Below are 20,008 nucleotides of genomic sequence, written 5' to 3' on the forward strand. Positions count from 1 at the left end.
GTCGTGGGCCGGTCAGGGGATGGGGGTCAGCTTGTCGTTCCGGTTGAGGTGCGGCGGAGGGAGCGGCCGGGGAGCGCTCCGGTGTGGCGGCCGCCGGAGATGACGGCGGTCCCGGAGACGAACACGTGCGTGATTCCTTCGGCCTGCTGCTTCGGGTCGTCGAACGTGGCGGTGTCGCGGACGGTCGCGGGGTCGAACAGGACGAGGTCGGCGTGGTATCCGGGCCTGACCAGCCCGCGGTCTTCGAGGCGGAGCCGCCGGGCGGCACGTCCGGTCAGGTGCGCGACGCACTCTTCGAGGGACAGGACGCCTAGCTCGCGGACGTAGTGGCCGAGGTAGCGCGGGAACGTCCCCCAGGCGCGCGGATGCGGCTTCGCGGCGGCGAGGAGGCCGTCGCTGCCGCCCGTGTGGCACGGATGCCGCATGATCGCCTGGACGTTCTCCTCGTGCCCGACGTGCTGGAGGATCGTGGTGGCGAGGTCGTCGGCGATCAGCCGTTCGCAGTAGACGTCGAACTCGGGGCGCCCGGACGCGGCGGCGAGCTGGGCGACCGTCCGTCCGACGACGGCCGGGTCCGGGGAGCCGGAGATCTCGATCGTCTCCCATTCGGCGGGGACGCCGTGGCAGCCGTCCGACCCCTCGACCTCCATCGCGTGCCGGATCCGGGCCCGCTCGGCGGGGTCGTCGAGCCGCGCCAGCAGCGCGGAAGGGCCGCCCGCCGACGCCCAGCTCGGGAGCAGCGCGGCGAGGGTCGTGGAGCCCGGCAGGTACGGGTAGGTGTCGAGGGTGATGTCGCAGCCGTCGGCGATCGCGTCGTCCAGGAGGGTCAGCAGCTCGGGCGCGCGGCCTCGGTTGACGCCGAAGTTCATCGTCGCGTGCGCGAGATGCAGCGGGCAGCCGGAGCGGCGCGACAGCTCGACCATCTCGGCGTACGCCTCCAGCGCGCCCGCCCCGTACGAGCGGTGGTGCGGCGCGTAGAAGCCGCCGAGGGACCCAACGACGCGGCATAGCTCGGCGAGTTCCGCGTCGTCGGCGTACATCCCGGGCACGTACGTCAGCCCGCTGGACATCCCGACCGCGCCCTCGCGCAGGCCGGTCGCGACCAGTGCGCGTTGCCGGTCGAGTTCCGCCTGCGTCGGCGGACGGTCTTCCCAGCCCATCGCGAGCATCCGCACCGTGCCCTGCGGGACGAGATAGCAGGCGTTGACCGCGATGCCCTGGTCGAGGCGGTCGAGGTACTGGCCGACGGTCCGCCACGACCAGTCGAAGCCGGGCGGGTCGGTGTTCCACCCGGCGATGGCGCGGCGGGTGTCGGCGAGGGTGGCGTCGTCGACGGGCGCGTAGGACAGGCCGTCCTGGCCGATGACCTCGGTGGTCACGCCCTGGCTCACCTTGGCGAGATGGTCGGGCTCGATGAGGAGCGCGAGGTCGGAGTGGGCGTGCATGTCGATGAACCCGGGCGCGAGGACGAGGCCGTCCGCGTCGATGGCGGTGGCCCCGGAGAGGCCGTCGCCGATCTCGGTGATCCGGCCTTCGGCGATGGTGACGTCGGCGACGCGGCCGGGGGCGCCGGTGCCGTCCACGACGGTCGCGCCGCGGATCACGGTGCCCGGCATCAGAACCACGTCCTGACGAGGTCGATCACGGCGGGTTGGTCGGCGCCCGCGTCGTCCAGGACGGGGATCAGCGTCCATTTGTCGAGCGCGGTGCACGGATGCGACAGGCCCAGCTTCACCACGTCTCCGACCTCTACGGAAGCGTCCACAAGAAAGGCGTGCTGGTCGTTGACGGCGGTGACGGACGCCTTCTCGACCGCCTCCGCCCCCTTCCCCCGGACGAGCTGGGGCATCGGAAGCCCCTCGTCGAACGGCAGGTCGCGTTTGCCGGCGTCCAGCAGCGCGAGCGCGGGCTCCGGCCGGGACACCACCCGCGCCCAGCCGTGCATGGCCGACCGCAGCCGCGCGTCTCCGACGCCCCGCGAGAACGGCGAGATCTCCCGGTAGAACCCGTCGTCGTGGACGATGTACGCCCCCGACCGCAGCACCACCTGCCCGCCCGCGCCGCCGAGAACGTCCGCGACCTGGTCGAAGAAGGAGCTGCCGCCCGCCGTGACGATCGGCTCGTCCGTCTCGTAGTCGAGGCCGCCGAACAGGTTCGCCATCCGGCGCAGGTAGGCGTCGACGGCGCCGCGCCCCTCGTCGGACGCGTCGTGCGCGAGCGCGCCCTCGTATCCGGCGAGCCCGGTGAGGCGGAGCGTCGGGGCCGCGCGCACGGTGTCCGCGAGCGCGCGGGCGTCGCCGTCGTCCCGGACGCCGGTGCGCCCGTGCGGCCCGCCGATCTCGACGCACACGTCGACGCGGCGCTGGGCGCGGGCGAGGCGCAGGGCCTCGTCCATCAGCTCGGCCGAGCGCGGCGAGTCGACCCAGGACACGAACTCGAACTCGGGGTGCTCCTCCAGCTCGGCGGCCAGCCAGGCGAGGCCCGCCGGGTCGAGGAGCGCGTTGGCGAGCATGATCCGCCGGACGCCGAACGCGCGGGCGACGCGGAGCTGCGGCAGGTTCGCGACCGTGATGCCCCAGGCGCCCGCTTCGAGCTGCCGCCGCCACAGTTGCGGGGCCATCGTCGTCTTGCCGTGCGGGGCGAGCGCGACGCCCGCCGCGTCCGCATACCGCGCCATCGTCCGGACGTTGTGGTCAAGCGCCCCGGCGTCCAGCGTCAGCAGCGGGGTGCCGAAATCGTCGAGCGGTGGACGGGTGTCGCGGACATCCGCCACCGGCATCCCGTGCAGCGACGCCGGAATCGCTTTGAAACGCCAGTCGAGCCGCTCCTCACCGAGCGCGTCGACCGCCTCGGCGTCGATGCTCGCGACCATCGTGACCTCCGTCATTGCACATAATGCAACGATAATTGCGTCTTGTGCTGTTGTGGTTGTAACATCACCCGCGGGTGCCGGTCAACGACCCGGGGCTACCCACGGAGGGAGCCTGATGAGCCAGAGCCTCGGACGCGCCCTCGCCATCCTCGGCGAGCTGGGCGAGGGGCCCCGCACCCTGGACGAGCTGGCCGCGAAGGTCGGCGTCCACAAGACGACCGTGCTGCGGCTGCTGCGCACCATGGAGTCCGGACGGTTCGTCCATCGCGACTCCGACCACCGCTTCCACCTCGGCTCCCGCCTGTTCGCGCTGGCGGGCGCGGCGCTGGAGCAGCGCGGCATCCGGGACGTCGCCGCCCCGCACCTGGCCCGGCTGAACGAGGAGACCGCGCAGACCGTCCACCTCGGCGTGTACGAGGGCGGCAACGTCATCTACCTGGACAAATACGACTCGCGGCACTCGATCCGCATGTACTCGCGGGTGGGGCTGAGCATGCCGCTGCACGCCACCGCCATCGCGAAGGTGCTGCTCGCCGACCTCCCCGAACCCCGCCGCCGCCGCGTCGCCGAGGAGATCGAGTACACCCGGTTCACCGAGCACACCCTCACCGGCCCGGCCGGCCTCCTGGACGAGCTGTCCCGTGTCGCCGCCCAGGGCTACGCGCTGGACGACGCCGAGCACGAGACGTTCATCCGCTGCGTGGCCGCACCCGTCCGGGACGCGACCGGACGCGTCGTCGCCGCCGTGTCCATCTCGGTCCCGGAGGTCGTCCTGAGCCGCGACGAGGTCCTCGCCCTGCTGCCGGATCTCCTCGACACCGTCCACGCCATCTCCACCGCCTGCGGCCACACACCCCCCTGACCCCGACCCGACGGCCCCCCGACCGTGACGGGGGTTCCAGGGGGTCGCCCCCTGGGCCAGCACAGCTAACGCATCCGTCCGGTGGCGACCAGTTCCAGCGTGATCAGTACCGCGATCGACTCGACGGCCAGCAGGCCGATGAGGACGAGGAGCTGGATCGCGCCCGCCTCCACCGGGTCGGCGCCGCCGAGCAGCACGCCGACGAACGCGCCCGGCAGGGTGACCAGGCCGACCGTGCGCGTCTGGTCCAGGACGGGGAACAGCCCGAGCGCGGCGGCCGGGCGGCACACCTCCAGGGCCGCGTCCCGGGGCAGGAGGCCGAGCGCGAGGCCGGCCTCGTACTCGCCGCGGCGCGTGGCCAGCTCGTCCAGCGCGCGGCGTCCGGTGAGGCCCGTCGCGGACATCGCGCCGCCGACGAAGATCCCGGCGATGGGCAGCACCGCCACCGGGCGCGACGGCACCACCGTCGAGGCCACCAGCAGGACGAGGACGGGCGCGACCCCGGCGACGATCGGCAGCAGCGTCCACCATCCGGACCCGAGCGCGGAGCCGGTGATCCGCCGCCCCGCCGTGGCCGCCGCGACCACGACCATGCCCGCGATGAAGACCGCCGTCCATCCGGCGCTGCGCAGCACCGCCGCGATGAGCAGCGAGACGGCCGCGAGCTGCACGGCGGCCCGCACCGCCACGACGAGAATGTCCCGGCCGAGGCCGAGCCCACCGGCCCGGACCGCCAGCGCGGTGAACGCGGCGAGCGCGGCCAGCACGAGCGCCAGCACGGGCCCGATTTCGGGTGCCGCGTTCACCCGTCCCCCCTCTGCGCTGAAGATCCCATAGCGGCCTCCTACCCGTCTAAAGACCGATAGCGTGGGACATGTGGAGGTTGATCTGACCGGTGCGGCGTCTCAGCTGGCGACCCGCCTGGCGTCCCGCCGCGAAACGCTCTGGCTGATGGGTGCGGCGGTCGGCCTCACCGCACTGGGGGCGGACGGCGTCCGCCCCCAGAACGACCCCCGGGCCCCGGCGGCGGCGACACCCCGGGCGCGGCCCGTCATCCACCCGCCACCGCCGCCGAAGCCCACCCCGAAACCGCGACCCGCCGCGTGGACGCCCGCCAAGGTCGCCGCGCTGGAGACGCCCGTCCGCGAGCTGTCGCAGCTCTCCCCCGCACCGCCACCGAAATCGATCGCCCTCACCATCGACGACGGCCCGAACCCGACCTGGACGCCGCGCATGCTCGACCTCCTCGCCGAGGAGGAGGTCCTCGCGACGTTCTTCATCATCGGCGAGCAGGTCAAGGAGTACCCGAAGCTGACCCGCCGTATCGCCGACGCCGGTCACCAGATCTGCAACCACACCGAGACGCACCCGATCAGCATCGCGGGACTCCCGGCGAAGCGCGTCCGCAAGGAGATCGTCGACGCGCACGACCGGATCGCGGACGTCACCGGCGTCGTCCCGCAGTACTTCCGCTCGCCGGGCGGTGCGTGGTCCAAGACCGTCCTCGAGCTGACGGCCGAGCACAACATGCTGCCCATCGACTGGGCCATCGACCCGCGCGACTGGGCCCGGCCGGGCGTCGGACGGATCCGCAGGTCCCTCCTCGAAGGCAAGGAGGGCGACATCGTCCTCTGCCACGACGGCGGCGGCGACCGCTCCCAGACCATCAAGGCCCTCGGCGGCGCCATCCCGAAACTGAAGAAACGCGGCCTGACCTTCGTCGCCCTCTAGCTCTCCCCGGGCTAGACGCGGATCTTACTGACGAGCTTCTTGATGTGCGTGATTCCACGGGCCACGATGGCGACACCGGCGATCACGATCACGAAGGTGAGCAGGCTCCAGTCGGATCCGCCCGAAATGACCACCGTGGCGACAGCCGAAACGGCGAGCATCACGAGGGCCATATACCAGGCGAGAGTGGCGAGGTTCGCCAGCCGATCGAACGCGGCATAGGTGAGCCCGAAATGCGACCACATCGAAATGATGGCAAACCCGACGGCAATGTAGAAGTAGCCCTCGAGGACGCCCAGCGCATTCGCCGATTCACCGGGCCGCGCGCTGGGGTTCTGCTGAAGCGTGTCAATACCGATGATGATGTCGATCGCACCGACTGCAGGCCCCAGGAGCAGATAGCTCGTTCCACCAATGGGGTGCTCCAGTTCAAGAGCCAGCAGCACACCGCCGAGAAAGAGAGACTGGAGATAGAGTCCTGCCGTCATCAGCGGGGGAGTGTCTCCATCGAACGTGCCCCGAACCGCAAGGGCGACCGAGATACCAATGGCGACCAGCAGATAGTTGGCGTACGTCCTCCGGGCGTGCTCCGTCCCTCCCATGACCTCCATCAGCCAGGAGACCGACCAGTGTCCAAGGCATTTTGGGTCGCCTTTTCGGCCTGTCGCGCGACGGCCACAGGGAGACGTCCCTTCGGCGTCCTTCGCCGTTGTGTACGAGCAGGTGAAGGCGAGCGAGCTCATCCGTAGACCTCGATCGTTCGCCCGTCTGGCAACTGCTCGCGCCGGGTCGCGACGACGCGTTTGTGGAGCCATTCGATGGCCGCCCGGCGGCTCCTCGACCAGATCTTCCACCAGGGGCCTTCGTCCAGCGGCACGGAGAACCACTTCTGCAGTTCCTGCACCGACACACTGTGCTTGATCACTTCGTTGACCACTCGACGCCGACGGCGAACAAGCAGCCCGTTGATGAGGTTTCCGAGGAAGAACAGCCCGAAGACCACGGCCATGCCGATGGCACTCCACAGCGGCATGAACGACGGGTCGTCCACGGGTGCGGCGCCGCCTCCCGGGACCGCCTCATCGTCGCTCCCGGCGAACTGTCGCAGAAGCACATTGGTGAGGCCGGTCAGCGAGAGCGCGCAATAGACACCTGCGAGCAGCGTGGTCCGGCGTAGAACCCGAGTCAGCCGACCTTTCTCCGCCTCCGCCCACTCAGGGGCGTTCATGAGCCACAAGGCCCATTTGCTGAACCGGTCCCATTCGGTGGGAAGGCAGTCCCGATGCAGGCCACCGCACACATTGCGATCGGACGCCACCAGGATCTGGTGCCATTGGTGCGTCAACTGGTCATAGCCGAGTTCGAAGTTCGGGCGTCCTTCCTCCCAGTCCTGGAAGAGCTTACGGTCGAAGGGCAGGTAGTGGAAACTCATGCCCGGACGGCCGAACCCCGGCCGTCCCCAGTTCTGCGTGAGGGCATCGAGGCTCGGCACCCTGTTGACGACCGTCTCCACGCGCGTCCGGTCGAAGTCCTCGATCAATTGGGCGCAGTTGCTCAGGACGGTGTCCCGCTTGTCCTTGGCGCCGGCAACGGATGTGGCGACGATGAAGGGGTGATGAGCGGATGCGAAGGAGTTGACCGCGAGCGGATCAAAGGTCGCGCCGCAGTCGATCACGATGCAGGTCGCGCCCTCGCGGCTGCCCCGGTCGAAGGCGCCGTTGAGGATCTGCTGGCAGGTGAGGTTGGCCCGGCGATTCTTGATCTCGGCCAGCAGTACGAAAACGAACAGCTTGTCACTCGCCCGGGCCGCGGGAAGCAGGAGTATCTTTCCGCAGTCGTAGCGGCGCAGGTATTCCGGCGTGACGTCCAGGAGCTTGTCACTGAGGTGCCGGGACGGCATGCGGACCTTGGCGCGGGAGAACGTCGCCACGTGATCGGCGAAAGTACGGATGTGTCCGATGTCGATACTGGCCCGCCGACACCATTCACTGGTTCCGCCGTAATGCGCGATATCGGCGTCAAGGTAGAGCACGGTGTTGCCCGACTCGGCCAGCAGCTCGGCCGTCACCATGGCGAGCGTCGTCTTCCCCACGCCGCCGGCGGTACCGGCGAAGGCCCAGCTCGGCATGGGCGGCCGGTAGGTCGCGGGAGGCGGCAGCGGAACGGACCAGTCCCGGCCCTGCGCCGAAACATGCAGCGAGGGCGTTTGGGCGTTCTTGGTGTCGCGCTGCACGGCGTCCCGGACGTCCGCCATCATCGGGATCGCCTTGACCTTTCGATCACCGGTGTCGGCGCCCCGCTCGAATGCCGCCAGGAGCGCCTTGGTGAAGTACCCGTGGCCGTGTTTCGGATCCTCCCTGGCCACCTCGTTCGGACCGCACGCCGAGACCACGATCCGGCCGTGCCCCTCCATCTGGAGGAAGTCATCCGAATCGGCCACGGCGCCGCCCTTGGCACCCAGCGAGAAACCGCGGCTGTCGCCTCCCACGAAGGCACCGCTGAAGCAGGTGTCGAGCAGGACGAGGAGCCTGCGGGTCTTCACCTTGTTGAGCAGCGCCCACATGTGCTGGACGGCCAACGCGGTGCCCAGCGGCTTGTCGAGATCGGTGTCGCAGGGAAGCAGGAAGGTCGAATATCCCCTGTCGCGATCGTCCTTCTCCCGCAGGTCGGTCATCCCGTGGCCGGACCAGTAGATGAGGACGGGGTCGTCCTCGTCGGTGATCCGCTCGTTCAGGCCGACCTCGAGTTCGCTTTCGATCTCTTCGCCGGTCGCGCCGTCGTTGGTCAGCGTCACGACGTCGAAACCGGCGGCCTCCAGCCGCGCCGACACTTCTTCGGCGTCGTTGACCGCGCAGTTCAGGTTGGGTATCCGCGGAGCGGAGTATCGATCGATGCCGATTACCAGGGCCTGTGGCACGTGTCCTCCAAAAGGCATGAAGTCAGGGGAGGTGGGAAGGCGGGAAGGCAGGAGGTGAGTCCGGAAGGCGGAAAGTCCGGAAGGCGTTGTGCGCGCGACGTCGGCGTTACCCGCGGTCCTCGCGGTCCCGGCTCATCTCGATCATGGCTTTGGCGAGTCGCTCCGCCTGCTTCGCGGAGTAGCCCTCGACCGAGTACGACCTGCCCTCGACCTTGAACCGGTGCACCTTTCCACGATGCCGGCGGAGGAAGGCCACGACCATGCCGCCGACCGCCGTCCACGCGGCGGGGTTGCCGGCCGTGGCGGTGACGATCTCCGTGACCGCCCGGGCGGAGCCTTCGGGAACGCGGAACCCCCGCGCCACCAGGTGATCCCGAAAATCATCGGACAGCGAGCTCGCCATCTGGACCGAGAGTTCCGAAGCGCCGTCCGCCGACACGAGGGTAAAGGTGCTCAGTTCCCCGTTGCCGGCCACGGGGCCGTTCTCATTGATGATCAATGCTTCCCCCAGAAATGCATCCCGCTGCATCCAGGGGCACACCTTGTCGATGCCCTGGACGCTCCATAGGGCGGGCGCGATTCCACCGGCCCGTCTCTCAGGACCGGCTGGAAGCCGACGGTAGCACCGGCCGTCAGGGCCACGCAGGTAATTGCACGAACACTCCCATTGTGGAAATGGATCACGGAGTTTCCGCAGGGAGCGAGGTTCCGTCAGTCATGCCAGTCAAAGCGGCAAGTCAATATAATTCACGACAAAAGGGAAAAGGTTGCGGGCTCGCGCGGTAGGCTCCGCCCATTATTCGCATCCGCCTGCACAGGCGGCGCCAAGCCCGGCCGGTGCTCTTGCGGCACACCTGAGCAGGCCCCGGCCGAAGGGCCGGGGCCTGCTCACATCATCAGGTCTGTGGGATCAAGGGCTGGGCGGCCGGTGGCGGCTCGATCGGGTCGGGGACGGCGTGCTCGGCGTGGGAGACGTGGGGCAGCCAGCCCAGCCAGCGGGGCAGGTACCAGTTCGCCCGGCCCAGCAGCGTCATGACGGCCGGGAGGAGCACCACGCGGACGATCGTCGCGTCGATCAGGACCGCCACGGACAGGCCGACGCCCAGCTGCTTGAAGTCCTGCATGGTGAGCGTCCCGAAGATGCCGAACGTGGCGATCATGATGACGGCGGCGCTGGTCACGGGGCCCGCCGTGGCGCGGATGCCCTCCCGGACGGCGCGCGCGGTGTCCAGCCCCCGGTCGTGGGCCTCGCGGATCCGGGAGACGACGAACACGTGGTAGTCCATGGACAGGCCGAACAGGACGACGAAGACGAACAGCGGGATCCACGACTCCAGGGCCCCGGCGCCGGTCGTCCCGACCAGGGAGTCGCCCCAGCCGTACTGGAACACCGCGACCATGACGCCGTACGCCGCGCCGACCGACAGCAGGTTGAGGACGATGGCGCTGGCCGCGATCAGCGGTGAGCGGAAGAAGACCAGCATCAGCAGGAACGTGATCCCCATGACGAAGAGGAAGACGGGGACGATGCTCGTCCTGAGCTGTGCGTTGTAGTCGGTCGACCAGGCGAGCTGGCCGGTGACCGGGGCCTCGCCGACCTTCCCGACCGTCTGCGGGACGATCCGGTCGCGGAGCGTCTCCAGCGCGTGCGCCGACGTCGCGCCGGAGCCCGTGCCCGCCAGCGGGACCTCGATCTCCGCGATGTTCTCCTCGCCGTGGACGGTGACCTCGATGGGCTCGTTCATCTCCTTCGACGCGACCGCCCGCCGCTTCAGGTCGTCGATCGCGGCGGTGACCTCGGGTGCGTTGATGTCGCGGGCCTTGACCACGACGACCGCGGGCTCCGGGTTGCCGGGGAACGCCTCGTTCAGCCGGGTGTAGGTCTGCGCGATCTCCTCGCCCGGCGGGATCTGCTGGTCGATGCGCAGCCGCTCGGTCTTCATGCCGAGCGCGGGCGCGGCCAGCGCGAGCAGCAGCCCGGCGGCGAGCACCGCCGCGATCCCCGGACGGGCCAGGACGGGCTTCAGCAGCGTCCCCACCACCCCGGCACGGTCCCGCGCGGAGCGCCGGCGCCGGAGCGGGATGCGGGCGAACTCGACCTTGTCGCCGAGCAGGGACAGCAGCGCGGGCAGGACGGTCACCGACCCGAGCATCGCGATGAGCACGACGAGGATCGTCGCGACGGCGAAGCCCTTGAACAGCAGCAGGCCGGACAGGAACATCCCGGACATCGCGACCATGACGGTCAGCCCGGAGACGAGGACCGACCGTCCGGACGTGGCGGCGGCGATCGCGAGGGCCGTGCCCCTGTCCCGGCCCTTGCGACGCTCCTCCCGTTCCCGCTGCAGGTAGAACAGGCAGTAGTCGACCCCGACCGCCAAGCCCATCAGCAGCATCACCGAGTTCGTCGTCTCGTCGATGTGCAGGGCGTGGCTCGTGACGGCGAGGAGCCCGCCGGCGGCGAGGAACGCGGTGAACGCCAGCGCCACGGGCAGCAGCGCCGCGACCAGCGCGCCGAACGCGACGAGCAGGATTCCGAGGGCGAGCGGCAGCGCCGTGATCTCGGCGCGCCGGAAGTCGCTGCCGAGGGCCTCGTCGAACCAGGCGTCGGCGGTGGCGCCGCCGAACTGCCCCATCTCGACCGACGGGTTGTCGCGCTCCGCCTTCGCCACCGCGTCCTGGATCGCGGGCAGCGGGTCGGGCGCGCCGTCCGCCGCCTCCGGGACGGTGAACTGCACGATCACGTGCCGCCCGTCCTTGGACACCGCGTCCGGGCGTATTCCGGTGATCTTCCCGGTGGCCTGGACGTTCGCCCGGACGGCCGCCGCCGCCCGGGTCATCTCCGGCGACCCCGCCACCGGCCCACCCGATGACCGCCCGGAGATGAGGACCGTCTCCTGGTCAGGGTCCTCGACCCCCGCCTCGGTGAGGATCTGCTCGGCCCGGGCCGACTGCCCGGTGCCCTGCTCGTAGCCCTCCATCGTGACCTGGCCGGTGGCCCCGCCGAGCACCGTGGCCAGGACGACGAACAGGAGCCACCCGAGAATGGCCGTCAATCGGTGCCGCGCGCTCCAGCCGCCGAGCGTGGCGGCGAAATTCCGTTTCATGGGGTTCCCCGGAGGTCGTCGGTTAGGGATGACACCCATGAACGCTAGGAAGCGCGGGAACGGCGCGACATGGCCCTAGACGCCGTCCGACGGTGTAGCTAGGTACAGGTGTAGCCAGGTACACCCCACCCTCGGGTTGCGGGCACACTGTGCGGAAGGGCGCAGGCCAGAAGACTGAACGTCATAAGGCAGCGACCCCGGAGGACCCCGTGACCAGTGGATTGGCGAAAGAGACGCGAGTGACAGAGACGCGCCCGCGTGAAACGCGGCTGCAGCAGCATGTCAGGGCGCCCTGGCGCGGCCTGGCGTTCGGGTTGCTGGGCATCCCCGCGATGCTCACCGGCGCGTGGTTCATCACGGTCGTCTCGATGATCTCCAGCTTCCTCGGGGTGCTGCTGTTCCCGTCCGCGGTGATGCTGCTGCGCACCCAGCTCGACGCCTACCGCTCCAGGATCAACAAATGGACGGACACCCGGATCGAGCGCCCCTACCTGCCGCAGCCCGAGGTCGAGCCCGGCTTCCAGGGCATGCTCAAGCGCTTCGTCAGGCTGATCACCGACCCGGCCACGTGGCGTGACTACCTGTGGGTGGTCCTCGACCCGGTCCTCGTGCTGTTCACGGCGGCGCTGCCGGGCCTGCTCGTCCTGTACGGGCTGTGGGGCTACGTGGTCGCGGCGTTCACCGGCAGGTGGATCGGCCACTACGGCGGCAGCGACTGGTACGCCTACATCCACATCACCGAGGGCTACGACAAGGACGTGTCGCGGATCGTCTCCACGCTCGTCGTCGCCACCGCCTGCATCGCCGCCGGGCTCCTCATCGGCCCGAAGATGCTGAACGTGTACGGCCGCTGGGGCCGGTTCATCCTGGGCCCGACGAAGAAGTCGGAGCTGGCGCTGCGCGTCCGGCACCTGACCGAGACCCGGTCGGAGGCCGTGGACGCGTCCGCCGCCGAGCTGCGCCGCATCGAGCGCGACCTGCACGACGGCGCGCAGGCCCGGCTCGTCGCGATGGGCATGAGCCTCGGCGCGATCGAGCACCTCCTCGACAGGGACCCGGAGAAGGCCCGGATCCTGCTGGCGGAGGCGCGCCAGTCGTCCGCGAAGGCGCTGCACGAGCTGCGCGACCTCGTCCGCGGCATCCACCCGCCGGTGCTCGCCGACCGCGGTATCGGCGACGCGGTCAAGGCCCTCGCGCTCGACCACCCGCTGCGCGTCGAGGTCGCCTCCGACCTGCCCTCGCGGCCCGAGCCGCCGGTCGAGTCGGCCGCCTACTTCGCGGTGTCGGAGATCCTCACGAACGCGGCCAAGCACTCCGGCGCGGCCCGCGTCTGGGTCGACCTGCGGTACGAGGACGGCATGCTGCGGATCACCGTCACCGACGACGGCCACGGCGGCGCCACGCTGGACGGCGGCACCGGACTGCGCGGTATCGAACGGCGGATCGGTACATTCGACGGGATCCTCGCCCTCAACTCCCCGGTGGGCGGCCCGACGATCGTCACCATGGAGCTGCCGTGCGCGTTGTCATCGCCGAAGACCTCGCCCTCCTGAGAGAGGGGCTGGTCAGCCTTCTCGAAACGCACGACTTCGAGATCGCGGCCGCGGTCGACAACGGCCCCTCGCTGCTGAAGGCGCTCCTCGACCACCGCCCGGACGTGGCGGTGGTCGACGTGCGCCTGCCGCCGTCGTTCACCGACGAGGGGCTGCAGGCCGCGCTGGAGGCGCGCCGGCAGGTCCCCGGCATGCCCGTGCTCGTGCTGTCGCAGTACGTCGAGCAGCTGTACGCGCGGGAGCTGCTCGCGGACGGCACCGGCGGCATCGGCTACCTGCTGAAGGACCGGGTGTTCGACGCCGCGCAGTTCGTGGACGCGGTCCGCCGGGTCGCCGCGGGCGGCACCGCGATGGACCCCGAGGTCATCTCCCGCCTCGTCGCCAGCAACACCCGGAACACGCCGATCAGCCGGCTCACGCCGCGCGAGACCGAGGTCCTGGAGCTGATGGCGCAGGGACGGTCCAACGCCGCCATCGCGGAACGGCTCGTCGTGACCGAGCGGGCCGTGACGAAGCACACCGCGAACATCTTCACCAAGCTCGACCTGCCCGTCACCGGCGACGACAACCGCCGCGTCCTGGCCGTCCTGGCCTATCTGAACCGCTGACGGCTATCTTGCTCGGCGGGATAGCCCTCAGGAGGGCGCGATGACTGTGGTTCTGGTCCTGCTTTGCCTGGCGATCGCCGGCCGGGAAATGTATCTGGCGTTCGACCGCAGGAGGATCCCGGGCGCCCCCGAGATCGCCGATCTCCGCACCCAGCTCCGCGCGCTGAAGGGGACGCGGGACGAACTGGAGAGCCTCCGCGCGTCCCAGCGGGAGCAGCTCGACCGGCTGACCCGCGAGCAGGACCGCGACCGGGAGGCCCTCGGTGCGGCCGACGCGCGGATCCGGTCGCTGATCGCGCAGATCAACGACCGCATGGTGCCGGAGGTCAACGACAAGCTGAACCGCCAGCGCGAGGCGCTGGCCCACCAGGACGAAACGATCAGCGGGCTGGCGGCCAAGTTCGACGACCTGGCGGCCGAGATCACCGAGCTGGAGGGCCAGGCCGCCGTGCTCCGCGCGAACCTGGCCGCGCGGCTCGACCAGGCCGTCGCGGCGTCCCTCGGCGCCGAGCCGGTGGACATGGTCGGCGGCGCGCTGCACGCCGAGCCGCCGCCGCGGCGGATGCCGCTGATCGAGCCGTACGAGCGGTTCACCGAACTCCACGGGCTGCGGGTCGAGATGAACGCCATGGGCCGCTACTACCTGTCGGGCCGCAGCCCGCGCGGCCTCGAACGCGACTTCATCGACCTCGTGCGCTCCCTGCGCACGGCCCCCGGGGATGCGGCCGGGATCCAGGAGCTGCTGGACGCCCTCGGCTCCACCGACCGGGGCGCCGCGCAGATCGGGCCGCTGCTCGTCGTCCGGACGCCCGAGTCGCTGGTGTGCGGGGTGCTGCCGCTCGCCGAGCTGCTCCGTCCCGAGACCGCCGGGCTGCCGCGCGACCCGTCCGCCGCCGCGCGCCGCCTGCGCCTGCTCCCCGAGACGCGGTACGCCGTCCTCAGCGGGCAGAAGCCTCTCAGCGGGCCGGGGCCGTCCAGGTGAAGCCGGGCGCGCGGCGTTCGAGGAACGCGGCGACGCCCTCCTCGACCTCGCCGCTCGCGGCCATCTCGTCCAGCCACCGCTTCGCCTTCTCCGCGACCTGACCGGATGCAACGACGGCGTCCACGATGTCCTTCGTCGCCCGCTGGGTGAGCAGGGAACGGGACGCGAGCGTCGCCGCGAACTCCGCGACCCGCTCGTGCAGCCCTTGCAGCCCGGCGCCCGCGGGGACGACCTCGTCCAGCAGGCCGATGCGGAGCGCGTGCTCGGCGCCGATCAGGTCCGCCGAGTAGAGCAGGTACTTCGCGGCGGACGGCCCCACCAGCCCGACGAGCCGGGCCGTCGCCGCGGCCGGGTAGACGATGCCGAGCTTCGCCGGGGTGATCCCGAACCGGGCGCCGTCCGCCGCGAACCGCAGGTCGCAGGCCGCGGCGAGCTGGCAGCCGCCGCCGACGCAGTAGCCCTCGATCGCCGCGAGCGACGGCTTCGGGAACGCGGCGAGCGCCCGCTCCGCGACCGTCGCCAGGTGCGAGTCGTCGTCGCGGTGGATGTCGCCCAGCTCGGCGATGTCGGCGCCCGCGCAGAAGTTCCCGCCCGCCCCGGTCAGCACCACGACCCGCACGCCGGGGTCGGCGGCGAGGCCGTCGAGGATGCCGGGAAGCGCCCGCCACATGTCCGCGGACATCGCGTTGCGCTTGGCCGGACGGTCGATCACGACCGTGCCGACACCGCCCGCGACCTCCGCGCGCAGCCCCCCGTCCGGCGACTCGGCCATGATCCTCCCTCCGCTCGGACGCGGCTCATCGTACGGAGCCGGAGGCGGAGGCCGAGGCGCGGCCCGCCGGGAGGGCGCACCGGCGCCCGCCCCTCCGGGACAACCCGCCCGAAAGCCGTCCATGACCTTCGGGAATGCGAAACCGCCCCAGAGTGCTGTACTGTCGAGGCAGCGTCTTCGGACTTCCGCTACACGCGGCGAGGGCGTTTCTTCCCCGCCCGGGCCATCTGAGAGCCCGGTGACTTCCGGTTCGGCACGTGGAGAGCAACGTGCTGGGCCGCCGTACAAGGGAGCCGACGTCAGCCCGGTGAACCGAGCTGCATATCTCTCGTTCCACTCGCGTACGCGCCGCGGGTTCCGCCGCCGTACACGGGATTCGACCCCGGGCCGCGCGGAGCGTTCCGCACCGGCCTGAGAAGGGACCCACATGTCCACTTCCACACTCACCCCCGAACGGCCCCCCGCAGGCCGCGCTGCCACCGAGGGCAGGGCCGCCGCCACCGAGGGCAGGGCCACGCGGGCATCGCACAGCGTGTCCGCGCAGAGCGGCGGCCGGAAGAGCCGCCAGGGACGGCGTCCCGCCGAAGAGGCGCCGACCGTCCCGTTCCACGGCGTCCTCGCCGTCCAGGACAAGCACGCGTTCGTCCGCACCTCCGGCTACCACCCCGGGCCGGACGACGTGCACGTCTCCCTCGCCCAGGTCAGCGCCAACAACCTGCGTCCCGGCGACGCCGTCGCGGGAACCGCCCGGCCGCCGAAGACCAGCCGCGAGAAGTTCTCCTCGCTCGCCCGCGTCGACACCGTGAACGGCGTGGAGCCCGCGGACGCGGCGGGCCGTCCCGAGTTCGGCAAGCTGACCCCGCTGTTCCCGGACGAGCGGCTGCGCCTCGACACCGGCCCGCTCGCCACCCGCGTCATCGACCTCATCGCGCCGATCGGCAAGGGCCAGCGCGGCCTCATCGTGTCGCCGCCGAAGGTCGGCAAGACGATGGTGCTGCAGGCCGTCGCCAACGCGATCGCGCAGAACAACCCCGAGGTGCACCTCATGGTGGTGCTCATCGACGAGCGGCCGGAAGAGGTCACCGACCTGCAGCGGACGGTGCGCGGCGAGGTGATCCACTCGACGTTCGACCGTCCCGCGCAGGACCACACCGCCCTCGCCGAGCTGGCCATCGAGCGGGCCAAGCGCCTCGTCGAGCAGGGCCAGGACGTGGTCATGCTGCTCGACTCGATCACGCGGCTCGGCCGCGCGTACAACCTCGCGGCGCCCTCCAGCAGCCGCATCCTGGCGGGCGGCGTCGCGACGACCGCGATCTACCCGCCGAAGAAGTTCTTCGGAGCCGCGCGCAACATCGAGAACGGCGGCTCCCTCACCATCCTCGCCACCGCGCTGGTGGAGACGGGGTCCCGCATGGACGACGTCTTCTTCGAGGAGTACAAGGGCACCGGGAACATGGAGCTCAAGCTCGACCGGGGCCTCGCCGACCGCCGCGTCTTCCCCGCCGTCGACATCGACGCGTCCGGGACGCGCCGCGACGAGCTGCTCATGTCGCCGGAGGAACTCGCGCTCTCCTGGCGTCTGCGCCGCGCCCTCCAGGGGCTGGAGAAGCAGCAGGCCGTCGAGCACCTCCTGGAGAAGATGAAGGGCACCTCGTCGAACGCGGAGTTCCTCCTCCGCCTCCAGCAGACGCTCTGACCTCCGGCATCACGGTTTCTCCGGGCGGAACGAACGGAGGATCTTGTCGTAGAGGCGCTGACCGGGCGTCCACTGCCGATCGGGCGCGTAGAAGCAGAACTCATACCCCGCCGCCCGGCTGCACAGCACATGCCTGGTCCTGTGCTCCCGGATGGAGTCCCGGCCGGGTTCGCGGACCGCACCGCTCCGCGCGGCACTCCGCCAGGTGAACTCCCATTCCGCCGCACCGGCGATGACCTCAGGCACCGGTTCGAGTCGCAACCGGTGGTATCCGGGGTAGCGGTTCTCCGCCACGGCCGCCCGCTCCTCGGCGCGCAGACCGTCCAGAGGGTCCCCCGACGCCGGGGAGATGCGCAGCCCCCGTCCCGTGTGGACGTCCTTCCAGTGCATGACGGGCCCGCGCCGCTCCGCCTGCCATCCCGCGGGCACGCGCACCGAATAGGCCCCCGCCTCCCGGTACTTCGCCGTCTTGGCCTTCACGTCCGAGGCCGGACGCAGCGCGACCGCGTCGCTCTTGCCGATCGACGTCCAGCGGGCCGCCCACGTGCCCGCTCCGGCCGCGACAGCGGCGAGCACCACCACGCCCGCCATCGCACCTGGCCGGACAGCGCGTCCGGCCAGTAGCGCCGGGACGCGCGGCCTCCAGGATCGCCGGGGAATCCGTAGGCCGCGCTGCGGCCACCAGCCGCGGTGCCGCCGCCAGCCCGGGGCCCAGCGGCGCCGCCGCGAACCGCAGGGCTGCGACGTGGCGTCCCGCCGGTCTCCCGGGGGCGTGGCGCTGCGGAGCGTCCACGGGACGCGGGGCCCGCGGAAGACGCGCGAGCGGGCCGCGTCCAGCGACACCCACGAGCCGCGATAGGCCCACGGCACGCGGCGCCGGAGCGTGAGCCGCCGCGCCGAGAACCCGCGGACCTCCTGCGGGAGGGGGGTCAGCTTCGCCCGTGTGGCGCCGGGTGCTGGAACGTTCCCCATCACGCCCTGGAGAAGTTCGGCGGTGGCCTCGGCCGTCAGGCGGTCCTCCGGCCGCTGACGCAGCAACCCTTCGATGACCGGCGTCAGCGGCCCGGCCCGCACCGGACGCGGATAGTCGCCCAGCAGCACCGCCACCATGGACGCCAGCGCGTGGCACCGCAGGAACGGCGAGAATCCCTCGACGGCCGTGTAAAGCGTCGCGCCGAGCGACCACAGGTCGGACGCCTCCGCGCTCTGCTGCCTGTTCACCCGTTCCGGCGGGAGGTAGGCGGGAGAGCCCTCGATGCCCGCGGGCATCGTGTCGGCGGACTCCTGCCCGTTGTCCATGTGGACGGCCAGCCCGAAGTCGGTGAGCAGGACCCGCCCGTCATCGCAGAGCAGGACGTTGCTGGGCTTGACGTCGCGGTGCAGGATTCCCGCGGCGTGCGACGCGCGCAGCACCGACAGGACGGCCGCGCCGATCTCGGCCGTCCGGCGCACGCCCAGCGGCCCGTCCTCGGTGACGAGCCGGTTCAGCGAGCACGACTCCAGGAACTCCATGACGATCCACGGCCGCCCGCCCTCGATGAGGAGGTCGTGGACGGCGACCACGCCGGGATGCTTCAGCGCGGCGGTGGCGCGTGCCTCCGCCAGTAGGCGCCGGCACATCACCTTGCGCTCGCTTTTGGTGATGCGCCCGGGGAGATGGACCTCCTTGACGGCGACGTCCCGGTCCAGCACTTCGTCGTAGGCGCGCCAGACGGTCCCCATGCCGCCCCTGCCGACCACAGAGAGCAGGCGATACCGCCGCGCAAGCGGTATCAACCGATCCCCATTCATGCGGAAGTTAATCGCCCGGAAGCGCTCAAGGCACGCTCCCTCCGCATCCATCATTTCTTGACCGGTGACACTGGGAGAGAAAGCGGTCGAATGTGATATAAGGCCGCGCTCCGGGAAAAACGTGCTTAAGCGAGGACGCTCCGTGCCCACGTGTAGTCGGATTTGCCGACGGCCGTACGCCGCACCTCGTCCACCACCTTGATCTGGCGCGGCAGCTTGTAGCCGGCGAGCCGCCCGCGGCAGTGCCCGGTCAGGTCCTCCAGCGTGATCGTCGCGCCCGGCCGGGGCGCGACGACGGCGGCGACGCGCTGCCCGAACCGCTCGTCCGGCAGGCCCACCACGACCGCGTCGTGCACGTCCGGGTGGTCCTTCAGCGCGACCTCGACCTCCTCGGGGTACACCTTCTCCCCGCCCGTGTTGATCACCAGGGAGCCCCGTCCGAGCAGCACGATCGTGCCGTCCTCCCGCCGGGTGGCGTAGTCGCCGGGGATCGACCAGCGGGTCCCGTCCGCCGCGGCGAAGAACGTCGACGCGGTCTTCTCCGGGTCGTTGCGTCAGCGGCGCGCCACCGGACGCGATACCGATCAGCGAGGACACGTCATATTCACCGGTTGCCAGGGCGTCCGCACCGGACGCGCCATCACGTCACCCACGACCATCAGCACATTCGCCCGTTCTTCGGCGACCAGCCTGAGCGCCTTGTCGGCGTCGAATGCGCGGTCCGTGTAAAGGACGACTTTCGCTCCGCCGAACAAACCCATGAACGCGACCCATTGCCCGGCTCCGTGCATGACGGGCGCGCAGTCGAGCACGGCCGTCGCGGGCCGGCCGGCGTTGGCGGCGAGCTCCTCCGGGCTGCCGATCGGGTCGCCGAAGACGTTCCCGCCGCCGAGCGCGCCGAAGAAGATGTCCTCGCAGCGCCATTCGACCCGGTCTTCGCCAAGAGCGAACACTCGCCGATCAGCGCGACCGCGTCGGAATCGGCCAGCACGTGCCGCAGCTCCGCCGCCACGTACCGGTAGTTCACCGGGATCGGCACCGCGCGGATCTTGAACACGCCGAACATCGCCTCGATCCACTCGGCCCGGTTGTGGGCGAGGATCGCGACATGCTCCCC

At 70.8% G+C, this 20,008-nt stretch carries 15 protein-coding genes and 3 pseudogenes; 6 read left to right on the plus strand and 12 right to left on the minus strand.

Going from position 1 to position 20,008, the window contains the following annotated elements:
• Positions 1-26: 26 nt before the first annotated feature.
• Together ETD83_RS26775 and ETD83_RS26780 are read right to left on the minus strand one after the other, a co-directional pair.
• Positions 27-1,616 carry an N-acyl-D-amino-acid deacylase family protein gene (locus ETD83_RS26775; protein WP_138647981.1) on the minus strand — a complete coding sequence of 530 codons (1,590 nt, stop codon included), beginning with the start codon at positions 1,614-1,616 and terminating at the stop codon, positions 27-29.
• On the minus strand, positions 1,616-2,887 hold the full coding sequence (locus tag ETD83_RS26780) for an amino acid deaminase (RefSeq protein WP_205717902.1): 1,272 nt from the start codon (positions 2,885-2,887) through the stop codon (positions 1,616-1,618). Before ETD83_RS26780 ends, ETD83_RS26775 begins: the two co-directional genes overlap by 1 nt.
• 100 nt (positions 2,888-2,987) lie before the next feature.
• Between ETD83_RS26780 and ETD83_RS26785 the strand changes: the two genes are divergently transcribed.
• Positions 2,988-3,734, plus strand: a complete 747-nt coding sequence (locus ETD83_RS26785; protein ID WP_138647982.1) for an IclR family transcriptional regulator — start codon at positions 2,988-2,990, stop codon at positions 3,732-3,734.
• Positions 3,735-3,799: 65 nt separating this feature from the next.
• Here ETD83_RS26785 and ETD83_RS26790 read toward each other — a convergent pair whose 3' ends face one another.
• Complete coding sequence (locus tag ETD83_RS26790; RefSeq protein WP_138647983.1) at positions 3,800-4,540, minus strand: ABC transporter permease; 741 nt, start codon at positions 4,538-4,540, stop codon at positions 3,800-3,802.
• 70 nt (positions 4,541-4,610) lie between these two features.
• On the opposite strand from ETD83_RS26790, the gene ETD83_RS26795 reads away from it, so the two are divergent.
• A complete protein-coding gene (locus ETD83_RS26795; protein WP_230421197.1) occupies positions 4,611-5,465 on the plus strand; it encodes a polysaccharide deacetylase family protein in 855 nt (284 codons plus the stop codon).
• A gap of 11 nt (positions 5,466-5,476) precedes the next feature.
• Here ETD83_RS26795 and ETD83_RS26800 read toward each other — a convergent pair whose 3' ends face one another.
• From ETD83_RS26800 to ETD83_RS26815, 4 genes are all read right to left on the minus strand, one after another.
• Positions 5,477-6,208: a hypothetical protein gene (locus tag ETD83_RS26800; protein ID WP_138647984.1), complete on the minus strand. Its 732-nt coding sequence runs from the start codon at positions 6,206-6,208 to the stop codon at positions 5,477-5,479.
• Positions 6,205-8,382 (minus strand): caspase family protein, encoded by a 2,178-nt coding sequence (locus ETD83_RS26805; RefSeq protein WP_171064449.1) that lies wholly within the window; start codon positions 8,380-8,382, stop codon positions 6,205-6,207. The genes ETD83_RS26800 and ETD83_RS26805 overlap by 4 nt, the downstream gene beginning before the upstream one ends.
• A 106-nt stretch (positions 8,383-8,488) precedes the next feature.
• Positions 8,489-8,911, minus strand: a complete 423-nt coding sequence (locus ETD83_RS26810) for an effector-associated constant component EACC1 (RefSeq protein WP_138647986.1) — start codon at positions 8,909-8,911, stop codon at positions 8,489-8,491.
• A 367-nt stretch (positions 8,912-9,278) separates the two neighbouring features.
• Positions 9,279-11,489 (minus strand): MMPL family transporter, encoded by a 2,211-nt coding sequence (locus ETD83_RS26815; RefSeq protein ID WP_138647987.1) that lies wholly within the window; start codon positions 11,487-11,489, stop codon positions 9,279-9,281.
• A gap of 239 nt (positions 11,490-11,728) precedes the next feature.
• Between ETD83_RS26815 and ETD83_RS26820 the strand changes: the two genes are divergently transcribed.
• From ETD83_RS26820 to ETD83_RS26830, 3 genes are read left to right on the plus strand one after another with little or no spacing between them, the layout of a single operon-like run.
• On the plus strand, positions 11,729-13,042 hold the full coding sequence (locus ETD83_RS26820; protein ID WP_230421198.1) for a sensor histidine kinase: 1,314 nt from the start codon (positions 11,729-11,731) through the stop codon (positions 13,040-13,042).
• Positions 13,006-13,650, plus strand: coding sequence for a LuxR C-terminal-related transcriptional regulator (locus ETD83_RS26825; protein WP_138647988.1), 645 nt, complete (start codon positions 13,006-13,008; stop codon positions 13,648-13,650). The genes ETD83_RS26820 and ETD83_RS26825 overlap by 37 nt, the downstream gene beginning before the upstream one ends.
• A 40-nt stretch (positions 13,651-13,690) precedes the next feature.
• Entirely contained in the window at positions 13,691-14,632 is a 942-nt protein-coding gene (locus ETD83_RS26830; protein WP_138647989.1) for a hypothetical protein, read from the plus strand.
• Here ETD83_RS26830 and ETD83_RS26835 read toward each other — a convergent pair.
• Positions 14,607-15,404: an enoyl-CoA hydratase/isomerase family protein gene (locus tag ETD83_RS26835; protein ID WP_138647990.1), complete on the minus strand. Its 798-nt coding sequence runs from the start codon at positions 15,402-15,404 to the stop codon at positions 14,607-14,609. The genes ETD83_RS26830 and ETD83_RS26835 overlap by 26 nt on opposite strands.
• Positions 15,405-15,957: 553 nt before the next feature.
• Here ETD83_RS26835 and rho point away from each other — a divergent pair.
• Positions 15,958-17,100, plus strand: a pseudogene (gene rho / locus ETD83_RS26840) (transcription termination factor Rho); the annotation flags it as partial.
• A gap of 9 nt (positions 17,101-17,109) precedes the next feature.
• On the opposite strand, the gene ETD83_RS26845 reads toward rho, so the two are convergent.
• The 4 genes and pseudogenes from ETD83_RS26845 to ETD83_RS44865 all read right to left on the minus strand — a co-directional run.
• Complete coding sequence (locus tag ETD83_RS26845; RefSeq protein ID WP_138647992.1) at positions 17,110-18,945, minus strand: serine/threonine-protein kinase; 1,836 nt, start codon at positions 18,943-18,945, stop codon at positions 17,110-17,112.
• Positions 18,946-19,016: 71 nt separating this feature from the next.
• Positions 19,017-19,442: pseudogene (locus ETD83_RS44855) on the minus strand (AMP-binding enzyme); the annotation flags it as partial.
• Positions 19,443-19,475: 33 nt separating this feature from the next.
• Positions 19,476-19,844, minus strand: coding sequence for a hypothetical protein (locus tag ETD83_RS44860; protein WP_230421200.1), 369 nt, complete (start codon positions 19,842-19,844; stop codon positions 19,476-19,478).
• Between the two features lie 35 nt (positions 19,845-19,879).
• Positions 19,880-19,957, minus strand: a pseudogene (locus ETD83_RS44865) (hypothetical protein); the annotation flags it as partial.
• Positions 19,958-20,008 lie beyond the last annotated feature (51 nt).

The organism is Actinomadura soli (assembly GCF_005889715.1).
GTDB lineage: Bacteria > Actinomycetota > Actinomycetes > Streptosporangiales > Streptosporangiaceae > Spirillospora > Spirillospora soli.

Bases quoted from the DNA above. Each gene is read 5' to 3' on its own strand.
- ETD83_RS26775 (WP_138647981.1), bottom strand. From the start codon at position 1,616: ATGCCGGGCACCGTGATCCGCGGCGCGACCGTCGTGGACGGCACCGGC.
- ETD83_RS26780 (WP_205717902.1), bottom strand. From the start codon at position 2,887: ATGACGGAGGTCACGATGGTCGCGAGCATCGACGCCGAGGCGGTCGAC.
- ETD83_RS26785 (WP_138647982.1), top strand. From the start codon at position 2,988: ATGAGCCAGAGCCTCGGACGCGCCCTCGCCATCCTCGGCGAGCTGGGC.
- ETD83_RS26800 (WP_138647984.1), bottom strand. From the start codon at position 6,208: ATGAGCTCGCTCGCCTTCACCTGCTCGTACACAACGGCGAAGGACGCC.
- ETD83_RS26810 (WP_138647986.1), bottom strand. From the start codon at position 8,911: ATGCAGCGGGATGCATTTCTGGGGGAAGCATTGATCATCAATGAGAAC.
- ETD83_RS26815 (WP_138647987.1), bottom strand. From the start codon at position 11,489: ATGAAACGGAATTTCGCCGCCACGCTCGGCGGCTGGAGCGCGCGGCAC.
- ETD83_RS26830 (WP_138647989.1), top strand. From the start codon at position 13,691: ATGACTGTGGTTCTGGTCCTGCTTTGCCTGGCGATCGCCGGCCGGGAA.
- ETD83_RS26835 (WP_138647990.1), bottom strand. From the start codon at position 15,404: ATGGCCGAGTCGCCGGACGGGGGGCTGCGCGCGGAGGTCGCGGGCGGT.
- ETD83_RS26845 (WP_138647992.1), bottom strand. From the start codon at position 18,945: ATGATGGATGCGGAGGGAGCGTGCCTTGAGCGCTTCCGGGCGATTAAC.